The organism is Halocatena marina, from assembly GCF_023276375.1.
Lineage (GTDB): Archaea > Halobacteriota > Halobacteria > Halobacteriales > Haloarculaceae > Halocatena > Halocatena marina.
This window is the reverse complement of record NZ_JALLPK010000002.1, coordinates 221,856-240,794: the sequence shown is the minus strand read 5'-3', so window position 1 is coordinate 240,794 and position 18,939 is coordinate 221,856. Positions and strand designations below refer to the sequence as shown.

Annotated in this window: 13 protein-coding genes; 7 read left to right on the top strand and 6 right to left on the bottom strand. The window is 51.9% G+C overall.

The features are described from left to right. Window positions 1-104: 104 nt before the first annotated feature. Complete coding sequence (locus tag MW898_RS19720) at window positions 105-479, top strand: DUF4112 domain-containing protein (RefSeq protein WP_248910023.1); 375 nt, start codon at window positions 105-107, stop codon at window positions 477-479. A gap of 238 nt (window positions 480-717) precedes the next feature. Here MW898_RS19720 and MW898_RS19715 read toward each other — a convergent pair whose 3' ends face one another. From MW898_RS19715 to MW898_RS19700, 4 genes are all read right to left on the bottom strand, one after another. After that, window positions 718-1,086 (bottom strand): HalOD1 output domain-containing protein, encoded by a 369-nt coding sequence (locus tag MW898_RS19715; RefSeq protein WP_248910022.1) that lies wholly within the window; start codon window positions 1,084-1,086, stop codon window positions 718-720. Between the two features lie 858 nt (window positions 1,087-1,944). Continuing rightward, a complete protein-coding gene (locus tag MW898_RS19710) occupies window positions 1,945-2,958 on the bottom strand; it encodes an mRNA 3'-end processing factor (protein ID WP_248910021.1) in 1,014 nt (337 codons plus the stop codon). 52 nt (window positions 2,959-3,010) lie between these two features. Beyond that, window positions 3,011-4,690, bottom strand: coding sequence for an ATP-dependent DNA ligase (locus tag MW898_RS19705; protein WP_248910020.1), 1,680 nt, complete (start codon window positions 4,688-4,690; stop codon window positions 3,011-3,013). Between the two features lie 955 nt (window positions 4,691-5,645). Next, complete coding sequence (locus MW898_RS19700) at window positions 5,646-6,005, bottom strand: PadR family transcriptional regulator (protein WP_248910019.1); 360 nt, start codon at window positions 6,003-6,005, stop codon at window positions 5,646-5,648. A 479-nt stretch (window positions 6,006-6,484) separates the two neighbouring features. On the opposite strand from MW898_RS19700, the gene MW898_RS19695 reads away from it, so the two are divergent. Together MW898_RS19695 and MW898_RS19690 are read left to right on the top strand one after the other, a co-directional pair. Continuing rightward, window positions 6,485-7,924, top strand: coding sequence for a terpene synthase family protein (locus MW898_RS19695; RefSeq protein ID WP_248910018.1), 1,440 nt, complete (start codon window positions 6,485-6,487; stop codon window positions 7,922-7,924). A 6-nt stretch (window positions 7,925-7,930) separates the two neighbouring features. Further along, on the top strand, window positions 7,931-8,869 hold the full coding sequence (locus tag MW898_RS19690; protein ID WP_248910017.1) for a polyprenyl synthetase family protein: 939 nt from the start codon (window positions 7,931-7,933) through the stop codon (window positions 8,867-8,869). A gap of 138 nt (window positions 8,870-9,007) precedes the next feature. On the opposite strand, the gene MW898_RS19685 is transcribed toward MW898_RS19690, so the two are convergent. Continuing rightward, window positions 9,008-9,265: a hypothetical protein gene (locus MW898_RS19685; RefSeq protein ID WP_248910016.1), complete on the bottom strand. Its 258-nt coding sequence runs from the start codon at window positions 9,263-9,265 to the stop codon at window positions 9,008-9,010. 1,096 nt (window positions 9,266-10,361) lie between these two features. Here MW898_RS19685 and MW898_RS19680 point away from each other — a divergent pair. Beyond that, window positions 10,362-10,730 carry a HalOD1 output domain-containing protein gene (locus MW898_RS19680; RefSeq protein ID WP_248910015.1) on the top strand — a complete coding sequence of 123 codons (369 nt, stop codon included), beginning with the start codon at window positions 10,362-10,364 and terminating at the stop codon, window positions 10,728-10,730. 1,815 nt (window positions 10,731-12,545) lie between these two features. On the opposite strand, the gene MW898_RS19675 is transcribed toward MW898_RS19680, so the two are convergent. Further along, entirely contained in the window at window positions 12,546-14,525 is a 1,980-nt protein-coding gene (locus MW898_RS19675; protein WP_248910014.1) for an FAD-dependent oxidoreductase, read from the bottom strand. Between the two features lie 205 nt (window positions 14,526-14,730). Here MW898_RS19675 and MW898_RS19670 point away from each other — a divergent pair, with 205 nt between their 5' ends. The 3 genes from MW898_RS19670 (at window position 14,731) to MW898_RS19660 (ending at window position 18,824) form a co-directional block, all read left to right on the top strand. Continuing rightward, window positions 14,731-16,014 carry a transporter permease gene (locus MW898_RS19670; RefSeq protein WP_248910013.1) on the top strand — a complete coding sequence of 428 codons (1,284 nt, stop codon included), beginning with the start codon at window positions 14,731-14,733 and terminating at the stop codon, window positions 16,012-16,014. 153 nt (window positions 16,015-16,167) lie between these two features. Then, entirely contained in the window at window positions 16,168-18,312 is a 2,145-nt protein-coding gene (locus tag MW898_RS19665; protein ID WP_248910012.1) for a hydantoinase/oxoprolinase family protein, read from the top strand. Further along, window positions 18,309-18,824, top strand: a complete 516-nt coding sequence (locus MW898_RS19660) for a metallopeptidase family protein (protein ID WP_248910011.1) — start codon at window positions 18,309-18,311, stop codon at window positions 18,822-18,824. Before MW898_RS19665 ends, MW898_RS19660 begins: the two co-directional genes overlap by 4 nt. Window positions 18,825-18,939 lie beyond the last annotated feature (115 nt).

Below are 18,939 nucleotides of genomic sequence, written 5' to 3'. Positions count from 1 at the left end.
AGCCGAGGAGAATGATACTTGCGCGCATACAATCATCACCAATTTCGACGTGCTGGTAGTAGCAGGGTCAGAGAATATATGAGTCCCAACTAAACGATAGAGGTATGGAGGGTATTGATTATCCGACGGATAGCTCGTCGGCACAACGGGCCGTGCTTCAGCGTACCCGAACGGTCGCACACATTCTCGACGAGTCAATGCGCGTTCCCGGGACGAACGTCCGGATAGGAGTCGATCCCGTTTTAGGTGTTCTTCCTATTTCAGGGGATATCGCTGCAGCACTCCTCTCGCTCTATATCGTATTTGAAGCAGCACGATATGGGGTGCCTCCCAGAACTCTGGCTCTGATGGTGCTCAATATCGCTGTTGACATCGTCTCGGGTTCGATTCCAGTGCTCGGCACAGCGTTTGATGCCGTCTGGAAAGCAAACATTCGAAATGTTGAGCTTCTCGAAGCACAGATCGAAAAGCGCGATTGATATACATTTAGATCATAGACCAATTTCATTGTATATTGGTCAAATCGAGTGACTATCTATGAAAAATAATCAATATGGTGTATAACTACATTGCAATTTGGAAATTGAAGTATGAGCAACATCGATAGACAGGCCTGTCGTCCTCAAATATCGTCACCGCTAGCCCCATACAATCGTCATCAATTTCTCCAAGGTGTGAGCTATGCCATCAAGTTCCTTCGGAACGAGGCAAGGGAACTCACTCGGGGAAGCTGTCACCAACGGGTTTAGCGACGTCAATCCGACCGTCGCTCGATACCGTCACGCGGAAACCGCGATAGCGAAACTGCACCTGTCCGGTGCAGGCACGACTACGATTACTACACGGATGTCCGGAGAATAACTCCTCAAGGGCGAAGATATCAATGACTTCGAACAGCGGTGGCGACATGACGGACGCAATTTCGGCTCCTTCGGCGTCGGCGATGGCCGCAGTAATCTCTGTCGAGAGATCACCTCTCCCATTATGTTCATATGTGCGGTTCACAACAGAGCGCCACTCTACCGTCTCGGCATCGATTGTGAGCTGGCGATTACTGGTGTGCTTGTCAGTGGAAATATCACTCATTGTTGGTTGGCGTATGTTTTGTCTGGTGTGTCTACATCGATGAGATGCAAACGCTATCGATATCGTGGCCGGTCGAGACTGCGTGCTCAATCATCGGCTCTCTTCGATTAGCAACCAGATCGTCCCTGACCGCCCAGTTACACTCTAAGCAGAAGCTTTTCACTGTGCAATTCACGTGTGAATGTACTATCTACACACTTAAGAGACTCTCGTCATTATGTGGGTAAATGTCGTGCGTCGAGTGATAGAGAGAGGTAACGTCTACGTAATCTCGTTTTCCAGTGGTTTTAGCGCGCAGAACGCGTTTTCAGTATCTCGCTGATGAGTTTGTGCTGCACTCGTTTGAGGCGTTCAAAACAGTGCTGGTAAGCTAATTTTTAACGCTGTAGTAAGCTTGCTCTGGCGTTGCTAGACCGCTGTCGGCGTAGTCTCTCGACGAGTTTGACTGGCTGAACGGTATACGGTAGCGAGCAATACTCCCCGCGAAAGAACCGACAACTGTCGATGATCTACAGATCTAGTGTCGCTGCTTGGACATGATGATGAGGTCAGTGTCTCCCTGCGAAAGCGGCTCTCATTAACTACCCGATCACGGCGGATTTCGAACGACTTCTGAATCATCACTCGTGGGTCACTCTAAGTGCTGTCTAGTTAGTGTTCTCTATCACGATACGCCACAAGCGTGTTGTACAAAACGGGAGGTTCAAATGAGTTCCTCAACGAGAGCGTGAGCGAATTTTAGTCGCATGAAAACGAGGAGAAATACACTTACATCTCTCCTGAACAGCTGATTCACGCTGCATTAGGCATTGTCCACCAACTAATCACCGACCGTGTCGTCGAACTGTCCTGTACACATCAAAACTCATCGAGTGATGTCTGATTTTTCTTAAGCGAACGCGCGTCGATATCTAATTCAGCGTCAAGATACGTAGCGAACTCGTCGGCAAAACCATGCTGAGTGTACACCAGATTTGGATTCACTACTTCGACGGTCGTCACGAGTTCCGAGAAGTCACTGTGATCGGACAGTACGAATGTTTCGTCGTATCCACCGCGGTACTTGAAAGAGTCTTCGATGGCCCAGCCTGAAAAGCCAGCCTTTACCGCCCCAGTGTTTTTGACGATTTGATCGACAAATGAGAGCTTGTTCGTCTGTGCCGGAAGGACCAGTACGTCGCCCGTTTCTATCGTTGTCTCGCGGCCATAGAGCTCGGCGTTAAACGCCACGTCGTGGACCTCTGCGATGATGTTGTTCAGCCGATCGATGGCTTCCGTCACGAATAATCGCTCACGCTCGGAACGAGCAACAAGCAGTTCGAGCTCTTGGGCACGTCCAATGGTGTATCCGAAGAGGATGACAGGCGTGTCGTGCGTATCGTTCAGCCAGTCGACAATTCTGCGTTCAAGTGTTTCTTGCTCCTCGAAGACGTATTTTGGCTTTCCGTACGTTGTCTCTGTGATGAGTACGTCGATATCATACTCAGCGGCGACGGATTCGGCATCGAACCCATCGAGAGTAAATCGGTCCCGTGTCGAAAAGTCGCCAGTATAGAGGTAAGTAGTTTCATCGCAGTCTTTTATGATAGTGGCCCGTGACCCGGGGATGTGACCCGCTGATACCTGGTCGACTGCTGGATGGATCATGCGTGAAAGAACCCCCTCATCCTCTCGTCGAGCAGTAGCGAGGCGGGCGGTGAGGTCTGAACAGATCACTTCGGTGGGTGCTTTCGCATAGAGGTGATCGCCGTGGGCGTGACTCAGGGCAACGATGTCGCCTGCCGGTTCAGTGGCATCTGCAACAACTGTCTCGCCAGTCGCGAGGTCGATCTGTACTCCATCGCGGAGGCTGACCGAACCTCTTCCTACCATCGAAGGGCCTCCCGTCGTCCGTTCGATGACACCGTGCCGATCATAGTGTAGGTCATCGTATCTGCTGTTCTTCGTAGAGGCGTTCGATACGCTCGAACCGATCAGCATCTTTAGGTCCGAGATCGTCGCGGAACCCACTGAATCGCGGGAATCGAAGTGCGTACCCCGATCCGTACGTCGTCGATTGCTGGATTTCTTCGTACTCAACCTCGATGACGATCTCCGGCCGAAGCTTCGCGGTTCGGCCATCGACCGACTGAATCAGAGGTTCGAGCTTTGCCGTGAGTTCGCGGAGTTCGTCGTCGGTTAGTCCCGAGAACATCCGCCCAACCTCTCGCAGTTTCTCACGCTCGTCATCCCAACAAGCGAGTCGCAAGCGCCCTAGCCAGTCGCTTTTTCGACCTTCGCTCCATTTCGCACGTACAATGACGAGATCAAGCGGCTCCATCGTCGGCTTTACTTTCAGCATGTAGCCAACGCGTGATCCGGGCTGGTAGCGTGCGTTCATGTTTTTCACGATCAGGCCCTCCTGACCGGATTTCAGTGCTTCGCCGTAGAACGACTCCACTTCGTCCACCGACGCCGACTGGAGATGTTCCGCCCGCCGGATCGTCTCTCCATCGGAGTTGATAAGCTGTTCGAGACGATCGATTCGTTCGGACAGTGGCCTATTAACGAGCGACTCGCCATTGTGATAGAGAAGGTCGAAGACGTGAACGGTCACAGGGAACTTCGTGGCCAACTTCTCGATGTCGTTTTTTCGTTTGATACGTTTGGAGAATTCCTGAAAAGGGATCGGCCTGCTCGTTTCAGGATCGTACGCCACCACCTCGGCCTCGACGATCGAGTCTCCGGGAGAGAGTTCTTTGTTCGTGGCGGCGACGATATCTGGAAATTGGGTCGTAACATCTTCGAGCCGCCGGGTGAACACGCGAACGTCATCACCCCGAACGTGGATCTTCGTTCGCATTCCATCGTATTTGTACTCAACAAGGGGTCGTTCTGTTGCGTCGAGTGCGTCGGCAACGTTTTCAGCCTTCTGTGCGAGCATGGCTTTTACCGGGCGAAACAACTCCACTTTGAGATCGTCGAGTCCGTCACGTCCCTGATTGCGGGCGGTCTTGCTGACTGTGCGAAAGTCGTTCGTGACTTCGTAGGCTCGCTCGACCGCTTCGACTGCCTCCGTGGAACCATCCAAAAATGCCGTCGCGATAGCGTCACGAATTGTTCCTTCACCGACACCCAATCGCATCGCACCAACAATGGTCCGAACTAAATACCGGGCCTCGTTCGGGTCAGCATCCGCAAGCAATTCAGTGATATCGTCGACGCGTCGGTCCTGACTCCCGACTCCCTCGTATTTAGTGAGTCCCCGAAGGGTATCGTAGACTCTGCGGATGTCGAGAGTATCCGAGAGGAGGATGGTTTGGGAACGAGTCTCGACGGCCTTCGCAGCAACATCCCCAAGATCGCCTGTCTCGCGCCACCACGATTCAATCTGCTCGTCGTCTATCCCAGTCGAGTTCGCGATAGCTTGAACCGTCAGAGATGACGAGACGCCGAGGTCGTCGTTCTCCCACGTGGTGAATAGGCGGCCGCGGACGAGTAGGACGAGTACCGGTAGTAATTCGCCAGCGTTTTTGAGTGTATCCGCTATGATCTCGGTCTTCTCAATCGTAGAAGCTGTCTCATCGAGACGGTCATATACTGCAACGAGATGACCATATTCCATCACTGAAATGAAGGGCGGGAAACTGCAAAAGGGTGCGGGTTGCGATTGCATCCCAAGACCACTTGTTGAGGAACGGAGAGGGACAATACGGTAAAATCGCGTCAAGTTATGTTTATGATTCGGTATTACGGTGGCGGAGTACCGTAGCTCTTTTTGTTTGCCTCAACCAGCACGTCGGCCTCCATTCCACAGGTGCGACACGAGTTGTTTACATTGGATATGGTGGTGGTATATTCTTCACTCGCCGCTCGTGTCGAATCGTTGTTTTGATCAGTTGATGGGTGGGTCCTCACGGAGCGAGGTTACACCTCTCTGTACAGGACTTTCAGCCCGCAATTTGTTCTTGCATTTCTCCTCATGCATCGTGAAATGAGCTAATACTGTAATCACGGGTCGGTGTCCGGCTAGTAACAGCCGTACGACAGTGGTAGAGACACGAGGATTGGAAGGGTTTGTCACAAGAGCTATCATCTCAACCACTCTGCATTTATTTGGCGATGGTCGGGTCATCACATTCGTGGAACACACTGACGAAGAAGGCTATCTCGTCACGAGTGAGCTTGTCGGGTTGTCACATCCATGGAACACACCCCTCCGACCGTCGCTCAACAGATACGCTCACATCGAGGGTGTCTACCATCCAACCGTTGCGTGTCAAAAGGTACACTTGGTCCGTGGGGGTTTCCCATCCAACGTTGCACAGCAACCGATGCCCGCGGTCCGGAGTGTCTCCTCTCTAACTGTGCTCACGTTGGTCATTATCTCAAACATGCACATTCTAACTCAGTGTCGCAGCTAGATTGCTTGTACAGCTGAGACTGGTTATGTTGTGGCGCACGGCAACATGATGAAAGTCCTACTATAAAAGCCACTCTCACCGAATTGAACGAATAGAAGCACAGCACGACTCCGGACGTGCTGGGGTCTGATGGGGAATGGGTGCCGTTGTGTCTACTCAGCGAGCATCATCGACGAGGGTTTCGAGTTCCGTCGCGCGATCCTCGTCGGTGACAAACCGTGAGAAGACCCACGACAGTTGGGTGGCAATCGTATCGTGGCCCGCCTTGGTTAGCGTATACTCGTTCGTCCGTTGATCGCGTGCGCTCTTTTCGACGAGGCCCAACTCAACGAGAGTACTAAGATTCTGGTAGAGCCGCCCGTGATTAATGTCCTCGTCGTAGTAGGCGTCTAGTTCGCGCTTGATCGCCAGCCCATAGCGGGGCTTCTCCGCGAGAACTGTGAGAATTTGCTGTTGGAACGCGGATAATTCTGGTGCAATACCGAATTCACTTGTCTCCGACACTGTTGTCGACATACTATTTGGCAATGATAGTATTGCACTTAATGATCTCGCACCATCATATGACGATTTGTTCCATTCTATGAGTGATAGTGTATTCACATACTAAAATCATCAACTTATGAGTGAATTGGTCAGAGTGTGAATGTCCATCTATTCTGCTATAAACAAGCACGAAATTGCTGCATTGTTCCTACTTCAGTCCTTTGTGAGATACTCGATGGATATCACTAGGTAGAGAGATCTGAAAATTAATAGCTATCACCAACCCATGTTGTCGGTACTCAACCGTTTCAACCGCAATACATACTATTATATCCTTTTACAATATATAATAATTAATCAATATAATACATTAAATTCTGATCTAGTAAAGATTAAAATATACAAAAAATAGATAGATAATTATGTGATTTAAAAATACCAATTCTATATGTTTAAAGATTAAACTGAGTTAATGAACAAAATCATCGAATAATCTATAAAGAGCACCCATGACACCAGAGATCGATACAACAACAATCAGTCAAGAAATCTCAATCGACGCTTCTCCGGCCGACATCTTCACCCTTCTCACAGAGCTGAATGCTCTACTAGATACCTACCCTGAGACAACTGTCGTAACAACAGGGGAGGGGACACGGGTTACCTGCACAGGGGGGGCAGAGAGCGAGCCACCTGTTTCGTTTGATGTCCAGTTTCAGGTGACGGAAACGGAAAAGCCAACGGCACTAACTATTGTCTTCAGTGGAACGATCCAAGGGTCGGCCGAGTGGAGCCTCCAACCTCGCGACGGCAGCACACTAGTCACCGTAACAATCACTTCAACGTTGCCGCCACAATCTATCGAAGCTGTCGTTGCAGAGGTCGGGATCGAAGCAGATGGAGCTGGCGTTGTGTCACCATCGACTATCGAGACGATGATCAAAACTCAACTCAACACAATTCTTACAGATTTACAATCGCTCAGCGAACAGCAGCCCCCGCCGGCAGCTATGGCTAGTGTCGATATTCCTGAGATAACATCTTCGTTTCCAAACGCTATGAGTCCGCATCTTGAGGCGGTTACGTCGCACACCCGCGATTGGGCACAACAAGCGGGAATACCGGAGATAGCTGATCCGTCATCAGGACTTGCCGACCTGCCACGTCTTGCCTGTCTCTCTCATCCACACGCTTCACAGGATGCACTCTGCGTCTGCAGTGATTGGTATAGTCTAGCATTTCATCTCGATGACTACTTCGATACAACTGAACGAGGAGCAGATCCTTCGAATATGGATCATTTCCAGCAGCCGCTACTCGAAGTATTCGAACAAGACCAACAACAATCCCATGACGAGCCGATGGTACGAGCATTCGCAGATATTTGGAACCGAGTAATAGCCCGAGCACCATCGGTGTGGCAAGAGCGCTTCGCCCACCATCATCACGATTCTCTTGCTGCACACCAGTGGGAAGCACATAACCGTGCCACCAATCAAATTCCCGATCGTTCTACCTATATTCAAAAACGGCGGCTCACTGGTGGCATGTTTCCTTCGTTCGATTTAGTTGAACTTGCTAACGATGTGTACCTGTCTCATGCAGACTATCAGAACGGTCCTGTCATGGCCTTCCATGAGGCAGCAGCCAATGTCGTCGGATGGACTAACGATGTCTACTCACTTCAGAGAGAATTAGAACACAAAGAGGTGAACAACTTCGTTGTGGTGGTACGACACGATCAACGTTGTTCGCTTCAGGCAGCTATCACCGAAGTTCGTGAGCTTATCGACGCTGAAATGCATCGACTTGAAGCACTTGGTGAGCGGCTTACGGCTAGCTCCGGCGAAGACAACACACTCACAAACCACCAAACAGCGATTAAGCGATGGACACAGGGCCAGCTAAAATGGATCAATGAATCGTCACGGTATTCACCCTCAGCTTAGTCATCCATGTCTACTCCTTCAACTGATCACTCTGACTTCAACACGTGGCTCACCCAGGAGGTCCAACCAGCGGTCGATGACCATATCGAGCGTTCACTCCAGAGTCAGCGCCATTACGAACAACTGTGGTATCAGATACAGTCGGGCGGCAAACGTCTTCGACCCGGATTAGTCATGCTCGTTGGGAAGCTGTGTGAATGCGATGACCGTCGCTTGCTCGATTGTGCAGCAGGAGTCGAGTTGCTCCATACCTTCTCGCTCGTTCATGATGATCTCGTCGACGGGGATCAACTACGTCGGAACGCCCCCGCGTTCTGGGTCGAATACGGAACAGATGCAGCAGTGAATATTGGCGATATGCTCCTTTCCCACGCACTTACACTGTTCCCTGACGGAGCAAGATCAATCGCTGCCGAGTCGGTTCGGACGATGACTGTTGGTCAGCAACTTGATTTCGCGTTGACCGATCGACGGGGAGTCTCTGAGAGCGAATATATGGAGATGGTTCGAAAGAAAACAGGAGCACTGTTCGATTGTTGTCTAAAGCTACCACAAACGCTGACAGCGATTGACTTGAGCATCGATGGTTATGGAGCGTTGTGGCCTGCGTTTCAGATTCGTGATGATCTACTCGATTTCGAAGCTGGAAAGGGCCGCTCAGCAATTGGTGGAGATGTACGAGCAGGCAAGCGTACCCTCTTAGCCATACACGCTGATGATGCACAGGTCTATGATATCCTTGACAAGCCAGCTCGGGATACGACCGACGAAGATGTCAGAACTGTCCAGACCATCTTTGAAGAATCTGGAAGTTTCACATATGCTCGCCAGCAAATGCACAGCCTTGCTTTTGAAGCAATAGCTGTCCTATCGACGCTACCTGACTCACCCCAACGACGTCGCTTGACGACACTTGCTCGATACTGCACTGATAGGGATCACTAGACGTCTGAACATCCAGTAATAACGTCTCAGCAGGCACTGTACTCGCTTACACGGTGACTCGAACTGGTCCTTTGAAGTAAACAGTGGCGATGAGACGCTTATTCAATCTCGATGGCCACCAGACGATCGTCGATCCAGTCATGAACCGCTACAGAAGGTATCCTCTTTTATCGTGGCTTCGATCTCCTCGGCCGTCGCGTCGTCCACCCAGATGCGGGGAATGATCCCCTCACGAAGCGAAACGAGCCATTCGAGTTCGATGACGATCTCGGGATACTCATCGAGCAACTGCCCGAGTGCGAACTGGTCTGCCGGCACTGCAATGTCGATGATGACGAGTTCGCTGTTTATCATCAGAATGATTGCTTCGTCTGCTTGATTGAGAAAGTCGAGCATGCGCGGGTGATCGTCTTGTCCCCGGTCGTCGTCCAGACGCTCATCGAGGGGATGTGAGCCTCGGGATCGATCGGCTCTAAGGCGTCGAGACTGGTCTGTAGGTGGGTCAAGCGCGTATCGAAGCGCTGACGCAACAGCGCGATCGTCTCGGTGGTCGAGACAGTCCGAAACTGCTGGGGTTTCGACCGCTGAATATCGACCTATCCGTCGCGTTGGAGTTGCTCGATGGCATCATTCACCCACATTCGCGAGATACTCACTCAAGATGCAAGCAGATATGATCATCTCGATTGTTATCCTCCTGCCAACAACACGATGTGACGGCGAACGACGATCCAGGCGACAATTAATTGCAGATGACAATTCACTGGTTGTCACGAACATCCTCGCACTCCTGTCGTAAAGGTGCTCAGACTCGGACACAACGGCGTCACACCGATCCTCACGAGCCGCCTCATTCAGTCCTGTCAAAAGAAAGTGTGGGGGATGGTCCGTTTTATTCAGATCCCCACAAAGAGAGCAAGTAGCCGATTCCCATACACATTCGAATGAATGATTATCGTTATCTCTTCACACACTACGAGATGTAGGGTTGGAACCGAGTGGTCTGCGACCAGACGACAGTGGGACTGCCGGAAGCCCGATGCCAGAGGTGCACCAATGTCAGTTGAGCGAGCGGCCCAGTCGGTCGACATCAAACTGTTCTAAGAGCTCGGGATGAGCCAGACGAAGCCAAAAGTTACGTTGTACTTCTCTAGATCGGTGAGGGTAACGCTCGCACGCTCAGCGAGATGCTGTGTCATGCAGCCAGTGACACTGTTCAAAAGTCAGAATGACGATTAATCGTGCTCGCTCGCTCAATCGTTCACTCTAATCCTCACAACATATTTTTTGCAGTTCCTGCCCACCCTTTAGTCGTGAATAGGTTGGTAAGCAGCCAATGTTTAGTGTGCGACTGGGTCGCCCGAGAGGACGCGGTGGCCGACCGAAGTGCAGCAGCCATCGAGCACGCAGTCGCGAACGACCACGATGTCGATAGCGCTACGATCATTGCCAATCTCCCAATCGGTCACGGAAACGTCTCTCGGTGAGCGTGATGAGAGATATTCGTGCTGACGAATCCGACAGTACTCGCCCGCTCGCAGATGGTAATAAGACAAGCGAGTGGCAGCCCGTCGCAGAGCGCTCATTTGAGTGGAACGGTAACACTGAACTCGTGGAGACGATTATCGAAACCGTCGCCGCTGCCGAGGATGTTGACGTCACGACGATTACCGCACCGCCACTGATTGACGCTGTCCCTGTCTCGGCACTCGAAGACCTGTTCTTCGGGCGGCCAGTCGAGGAGACCAGCCATGCCTGTATCGGGCAAGTGCGTTTTCGTTATCGCGGCATGCGCGTGACGGTGACGAGTAAGGGCAACGTTGTCGTGGCTGAACCTGTTCCTGATAACGCCGACGAGTGAGTTTTTATCGAACAGCGGTACAACCTACTCCGACATCACGCTCTTGATACAATGACGTTGTGAGTGGTTCCAAGACACCACGCAGCGGTCACGATCTCAACCATACGGAGAATCGCCACAATGAGACGTTTTGCCGGAGGATCGTGATATCGGCCTGATCAGGTGATTCTATCAGACATTGATCAGCCGCTCCGTAGCATCGTCTACTCTTCATCCAACCCGCTGTGGCCACCGACTTTGCCCAGAAACAGAGCTTGTATTGTCGTTTCTGAGCTTGTTGCGTCCCGATATTGTCTCAAACTCGCGGCACCAACGGTCGTAGTCACCATCGTGCCAGAGACACCCGAGGAGACAACGAGACTGTTAACGTTGAAACCAATGCTGAGGGGTGAATATGCCGTCAGAATGTCCATATTTGTTCTATATCACTACAACAGTTTGACTGATAATCCAATAAAATATGTTCGTATTGTCTGATCTACCGTTGGGATGTTTAAATAATGGCGTTTAATACCTTTTTGGTTAAATCAAATTTTTGATGCAGATGCTACAGGTTAGTGACCTACAAGATATAGCACCCTCGATTAGAAATTGGATTGGATACAGGATCTATTCTTCGTTTTCGGGCTTACGGCATCATATTTCATTTAGATAAAATCGTGAGGATGGAAAAGAATCAGGACGAGCAATGAGGCGAATATTTCCACGATATTCTGGTTTTCTGTAGCTCAACAGTGAGCAAGGGCTGTGGCGTTCAAGTAAGTAGATGTTAGAAATTGGATGTGGGATCTTCTTGAATCCATCTAAACGAGGTCTCCTTGATAATCACTAAGTCGAACCAATACTCCAATGATCTGATTTAGTCGAGCGATACCAGATTCAAGTCGATTTACATCTCGAGTTGCGGCCACACCGAAACCGTTGTGGTGAAAGCAGAGTCACACCGGCCAGTCACGTCAATTTTGATCAGAGAGCAAAAACTGTCTTTCGAACGCAGGGGAGCCCGCTGATCGATTCCTCTCTCTACTCCCCCTGTCTGTACCTTACTCACGAGAGACCTCACAATGAAAGAAGCGGATCAAAGATTATGATTGTCAAATTAGCCTTACAGTTCAAGGATGAGGCAGTTCGATCACTGTGGATTGGATTCCTACCTTTCCGAAGCGAACCAATAACACACAACCGATTACGCAGCAACTGCTCGACTTAGCAAATCCCGCATCACGAAATTAGTCTCGGAGAAATGTGAAATCAGGAATTTCACCTATGGTACTATGATATATGCTCACTTACTCGGACATGAGAGTACGAATAGGCATATCTAAAACGATTTCTGCAAAGAACAACAGCCATTAACTTCGGATCAGATAGATCGGACTGATTTATCGTGCTATAAAATGCATTGTTTGGTTAGTAAATGCTCAAATAGATACTGCCGAGACAGAGTAAAAGCAGGGAATTCAAATCCAGGCGTAGACAGAAATTACAATAGTACTTTTGTAAAGCTCTACTCACAGCCATGATCTTTGGACAGGTCATTCGCATCCACATTCTCATTCGATAATACGGAATATATGGTGAACATATAAAATGTTGGTGAATAAATATGTGGGGAAAGAGGCTGTGGATCCCCCATACCGAGTGCTATCACATCATTCATTTCCAACGCTCTTGCTGCCAACAGTCGGTCATTGGCTATCTTCGACTGATGACATTCCGCATTATCGAATCCTCTTTCGCACCGTTGAATGCTCCCTGATACGAGACAGCACCGCCGCTCGCGGTGAGCACCAACTGTTGATAAAAAGAAGGTGTCTAAGAACCGGACAACAGCCGATATATGAATCTGCACGCCTCACCGCGGAGGAGTGGAGTATCTTGATCGAATTCAAACTCTGCTCTGACCCGCTGGACGTCAGCGGATGTACAAGCGTAGTCAACCATTGACTCCAGCTGGTTTGCGAATTCCCCGCTGGTCACCGGAGCCGAGTCAGAGAGGTCGGCCAGCGCCCTCGCCCGCCGAGTTGGGTCATCGAGTTCGTCAACCAGCAGCGCCACGGTAGTCCTCGCCCACTCCGCTGCGATATTTTTTGTTAGCGGTTCAGTGGGTTTAGCATCGAACGACTCGAAGAATCCACGCGTCCCGAGGTACTGGAGGGCAGGTGCCCATGCTTCCTCGTCGGTCACGTCGTGGTCGTTGAAGAACGACAACATGACCTCATTTCCGGCCAGCGTTTGCTGGAGTTGGTTGACGGAGATCTCGGCTGGCGCCGTTCCGGTGTTCAGTGCGATTGCCGCCGCAAAGCCTACCGACTCGCCGATGTGGAGCCACGTCGGTTCGAGTCTGAGAGAGCCGTAGCCCACGTGAGAGGCAGACAAGGGTACTGTGACGAGTAAGTTATCAACCTCTTTTGGAAGAACGGTTCGATACGGCACATGGGCGGGTCGCGTTACCTGTGAGGCGAAAAAGTGACCTTCTGGGTGACTACCGGCTTGCCGTTCGGGTTTGCACGCGTGCGAGTCCAGTGGATACTCGGCCACCGCGATACTGTCGTGATGGATCGGCGGGCGGTCAAGGTTGGGTGCGTATCTGGCGTCGTTTTCGGTGAAGGTGTATCTGCCATCTAGTCGCCGTGCCTCTCGAATGTACAGTTGGAACGGGAAGTAATTGTTATCAACGAATTCATCTGCGGCGAGTCCCCACTCGTTGGCTTCTGCTTGGATGTCGTCTGGGACCGCATCGTCGTGCTGGAGGAAGTAGAGGAGTCCAAGGACGTGCGACCGATGGCGGGCGGCAATCTCGTCTCGAGTCTCCCAGTCACCCTCTGGGTATTCGTAATTCTCTCCAGGCAGGTCTGCGGTATTCATGTCTGCTTTGTCATTCGGAAGGTGGCGGAGCCTGAGAAACGCCCGAAGACCTACTCGTTTGACTTCTTCCAGTGAGTCTTGAAAATCATCGGGATCGTACACCTCGGGCTGACTCGGCATGACCCGCTTCGATGGGTTGTTGGTCAGACAGAGGCGATAGCTGTATGCTTGTATTCGATTATCACCGACTCCCGTACTTTTCGGATACAGTTCCGAAATTCCCGCAGGATGAGGAATGAGATCGAGTTTGCCCTGTTGTTGCTCTGTGGGTGTATCGAGGGGACCACGTCTCTTATCGGAAGCCGTAGAGTCGACACCTTCGCCGATAGCCTCCTGTGGATAGTACCGGTCACCACGGGTACGAGTGTACAGCTCCCCGGCGAACTGCTCGTTGTACTCCGACCGGCTCTCTCTCCCGAGACGATACGATACGCCAGCGGTTGCGAGCAGGTCGCCTTCATAGGTGGCCTCGATAAAGACGGGTGCCTCGACGGTCAGCGTTTCGTCGTCGTCGAATGAGGAGACAGTGAGCGATTTGATAGTCCTTCCGTTCCGTTCGACGTGAGTCGGGTAGTATCCTCGCCGGACTTCGAGGTTCGACTCTCCCTCAATGAGTGCCTCGAAGATGGTTTCGGCGACGTGCGGTTCGGAGATGTATCCATCTTCGCAGGCATCGTAATCGGAAGATTCGACCCCAAACTCGGAGCGATAATGCTCCCTCACCTCGGCACGAAACTCCGCAAACAGCGGTGCTCGCGGCTTTTTCATCATTGTATCAGTGTAACTCAACCCTCCAGTCATCATTCCACCGAGATGCTGATTGTACGTGAGCAACAACGTGTCGTGGCCTTCACGAGCAGCCCTGATTGCAGATGCGATTCCGCCGGGTGTGCCGCCGAGAACGACGGCTGAGTGTGTACGAGTCATTTATTCGTGGCTACGTGCTGGGCAGTGTGCTATGCACTCTTAGACCAGCGTTACTGACTCTACGAACAACCATGATTTAAATTTTTTCACGGGGAGAAGGTGACATCACTTCTTGAGAAAAAACGAAACAGTACCTGTGAACATGATCATTCTTAAGAAACTTATTTATACCCCTGTCAGTAACTTGTGGTCAGGTTTCAAAATCATGGTAGAGATTGCCGCGTTAGGTATTATAGCCGCATTCATCATCTTCGGTGGACTGATGATGTTAGAGGTGGTGCCGACATTCGTCGCACTCGGGGGAATGGCGATTGCAATAAGTATAGCTGGCGGACTAACACCGCAAACGATACTAACAGATGTCATCCAGGGTGGCTCGACGAGGCTCGCGTCCGCGATGGTCGCAGCCGCGTTTGGAGGGACACTGGGTGTTCTGGCCGAGAAACAGGGAATACTTGAGGATATTGTTAAATCCGCAGCAGAGCTTGGGGGTGACAGTCCATTCGTTATGGCCGTCGCCCTGTACACCGCGGTCGTTATCGCTTCAACCAGTATCAGTGGTCTCGGCGCGTTCATCTTGATGGGCACGATTATTTTCCCCATTCTCATCAGCGTCGGCTTCCCGAAGAAAATCGCCGGCGCAATCACGCTTCTCGCGTACGGAAACGGTGTGATGCTCAACCCGAGCAACTGGGTGTTCTATCAAGAAGTCACTGGCATCTCACTGGACAGCGTCATCGTCTGGGCACTTCCCGTCGCAGGCATCGCCTTCGTAGTGGGCATCATCTATGTGTTCATGCAGGTTCGCAAACCGGCGCTCAACATGACGCTCGCACAATCCAACCAGGATGACTTCTCCTCATCGACCCCGAAATACGCACTTGCCGCACCACTGATTCCAGTTGCACTCGTCATCGGTGACGTGATGAACGTCTATGCAGCATTTATCGTCGGCATCGTGTACGCTGCTGTCTTCAGCCAGCCCGGATTGAAGGGGATAAAGAACTTCGGCGATACGTTGCGACTCATCACGCAAAGCTTCCACGACGGTATCAAGCAGGTCGCCCCTGCAATTGCACTGATGGTGGTTATCGGATGGCTGCTCAAAGCCGTGTTTGCGGATCCCATCTCGTCGACGATGGAGCCGTTGCTCATGCAAATCGTTCCCGAGAACATGATTCTATACGCAGGAATGTTCTCGCTACTGGCACCGCTGGCATTGTACCGTGGGCCACTGAATATTTGGGGTCTCGGAAGTGGAATCATCGGTGTGATGGCTGCAATCGGTATCAACCCGCAACTCATCACCACGACGGCGATTAGCGCACTTCGAGTACAAGCGCCTGGTGATCCGACGAACACGCACAACGCTTGGTCCGCCGAGGAACTGGAAGTAAATGTCAACGACATCACGAAGCACATCCTCCCATACATTTGGGTGATCGCTGCGGCAGGTGTCGGAATGTCTGTTTACCTCTTCGGTATGTGACTTCGTGGTCGTATCGAGCCGTTTCATCAGTCGATCCTGTTCGTCGGTCTCCAACTGCTGGTGTAGTTGCCCGTGCGATGCGGGTGCACTGCTCGTGTGAATAGCGATTTCTTGAACGATAATTATTTATATTTTCTTTCCAAGGTGATAGTAATGGCCTCGATCAGAGTCGGTATTGACGTTGGCGGAACGTTCACCGACGCAGTCGCGATAGATAGCGAGACGTTTGACGTCCTTGAGCAGGTCAAAGTTCCCACCACACACGACGCTGACATCGGCGTTGCTGCTGGTATCGTCGAAGCGACGTCGAGCCTCTTAGAGTCGCTCTCAGTGTCTCCGGACGATGTCGTCTTTATCGCACACGGCACAACGCAGGCGACGAACGCACTCCTTGAAGGAGACGTCGCAAAAGTCGGGATACTCGGCCTTGGGAAAGGCATTCAAGGGCGTCGCGCCCGTACTGAAACAAACGTCGGCGACATCGACCTCGACGATGGGCAAGCAATCACGACCGAACACAGATTCTGTAATATAAAGAACGGTGTTGACGAACGAGAGATCCGAGACTTGCTCGGTTCGTTCGAAGAAACCGATGTTGGGGCAGTAGTAGCGAGCCAGGCCTTCAGTGTCGACGACCCGAGGATCGAAGAGCAGGCCCAGACCATATCCCAAGAGTCCGGGATCCCCGCCATCGGATCGAACGTCGTTTCGAAGCGATACGGTCTCAAAATCCGAACACGAACCGCAGTTGTCAACGCGAGCATCCTTCCACGTATGGTCGAGACATCGACGGCAACTGGAGAGAGTATCGAGAACTTCGGTATCGACACGCCTCCGATGATCATGCGCTCGGACGGTGGGGTGATGGGTATCGACGAGATGCGCAGTCGCCCGATTCAGACGATACTCTCTGGACCTGCAGCGGGTGTTGCGGGTGCGCTCATGTACGAGAATGTGACCGATGGCATCTTTATCGACGTCGGGGGGACAAGCAGCGACATCAGTGTTATCGAGAAAGGGCAACCGAAGTGGAAATCGGCCGAAATAGGCGGTCACTCCACGTTCCTGAGGACACTCGACATCCGAACCGAGGGTGTGGCAGGGGGTTCGATGATTCGCGTCGAGGACGGAGAGGTGGTTCAGTCAGGGCCACGGAGCGCACACATCGCCGATCTCCCGTACGCTGCATTTGCCGACCCTGAAGACATAGTAGACCCAGAACTGGTCTGGATAACGCCGAAGGAGGGCGACCCAGAGTACGTCGGAATCAAAACCGCGACCGGCAAGATGTATGCGCTTACTCCAAGCGGAGCGTCGAATCTCTTGGGATTGATCGACGAAGACGACTACGCCGCAGGGAATCCGAAGGCCGCTAACAAAGCGTTCGAACCCCTCGCAGACGAACTTGGTGTGGATGTCGAGACGGCTGCTCGTGAAATCCTTGACGTGAGTATCGCGAAAGTCGTACCAGTCATCGAAGACGTAATCGAAGAGTACGATCTCGATCCTGCCCTGCTTGAGGTGGTGGGAGGCGGTGGTGGGTGCGGAGCACTCATCCCCTACCTTGGGGAGGCGACTGAGTACAGGACACGACTCGCAGAGAACCACGAGATTGCGAGTACCGTCGGAGTCGGACTCGCCATGGTTCGCGATGTCGTTGAACGGAACGTGATGAACCCGTCCGAGGAGCAGATAGAACGCATCCGCGAGGAAGCAATCGACTCCGTTGTTGGTATGGGTGCCAACCAGGATACCATCGAGACGACAATCGAGTACGACGACTCGGAGAATCTGCTTCGAGTCGAGGCAGAAGGATCGACTGAACTGCAGACTCGTGAAATGGGACAAGCAGACGTAGAAGAGAGCGATCGTCGAACTGTCGCTGCAACAAGTCTCGACGTCCCCGATGATTCAGTTGAAGAAGCCGCCACGACTGGTGGATTGTTCGTATATCAGGCCTCCGAGGAGCGTTCAAGGTTTTTCGGCTTACTCACCAAAGAGAAAACGCTCCTCTCGGTGGTTGACGACACCGGCGTCGTCAAACTCAAGCTTCAGGATGCGTCGGTGTATTCGACGAAGAAAGCGTCGTTAGAGCGCTCACTTGAGCGCGTCTTGGACAAGGAATCTGTCTACAGTGGCTCGACGACTCGGCTGCCCAATATCTACATCTGTCACGGCAATCAGATACTCGACGTGAGCGGAATGTCGGGACGTGACCAGATTCAATCGCTCGTCGACATCGAACTCAAGAACGTACAGTCTGATCAAGAGCTGCTCATCATCGGCGAACGCCCATGAGAGCATCGGGCGCGACGCAAGCCGGATTCAATTCGTCTCACGAGCGTCGGGCCTGGGTCTGCGGTCGAACTTGCGCGACTACGGTGTCCGATGAACACGGAACGTCCAATCCGGACGTTCTCGCAACCGTGAGTGACATCGACGTGATCGAAGACGACTGGAATGGACTGGATTCATTGGTTCTCCTCGGCACGTATCGTGACGGGACAATCACCCTCTATCGTGAACAGATTCGGGATGTCGCCACTGCAAACGACGTTCCAGTGTGCCAACTCATCGAAGCGACACTTGCACACGAACTCGGCCACTGTCTCGTCGATCTGTCTGAAATCGATTTACCACAAACGCAACGATGGCGCAATGTCGCTGAATCGTTCCTCGGCATCGACAGCCGACCAAAGGCCATTCACGAAGCAGCCGCTAACGGGTTCTGTTTCGCACTACTCGAGAGCCGATTTGAGACGTCTCCGCTCTTCGACTGTCCCGAGATACTGAGCTCTCCTTCGGACTAGTCACTGAGCTTTCTCAGCCGGCACGAAAGAGACAGTGAAATACGCAGTACTCTACGAGTTCGACACCGCGTGGTGTAGCATCTCTCGCTGATCCTCGGAAATCATCATTTTGTAG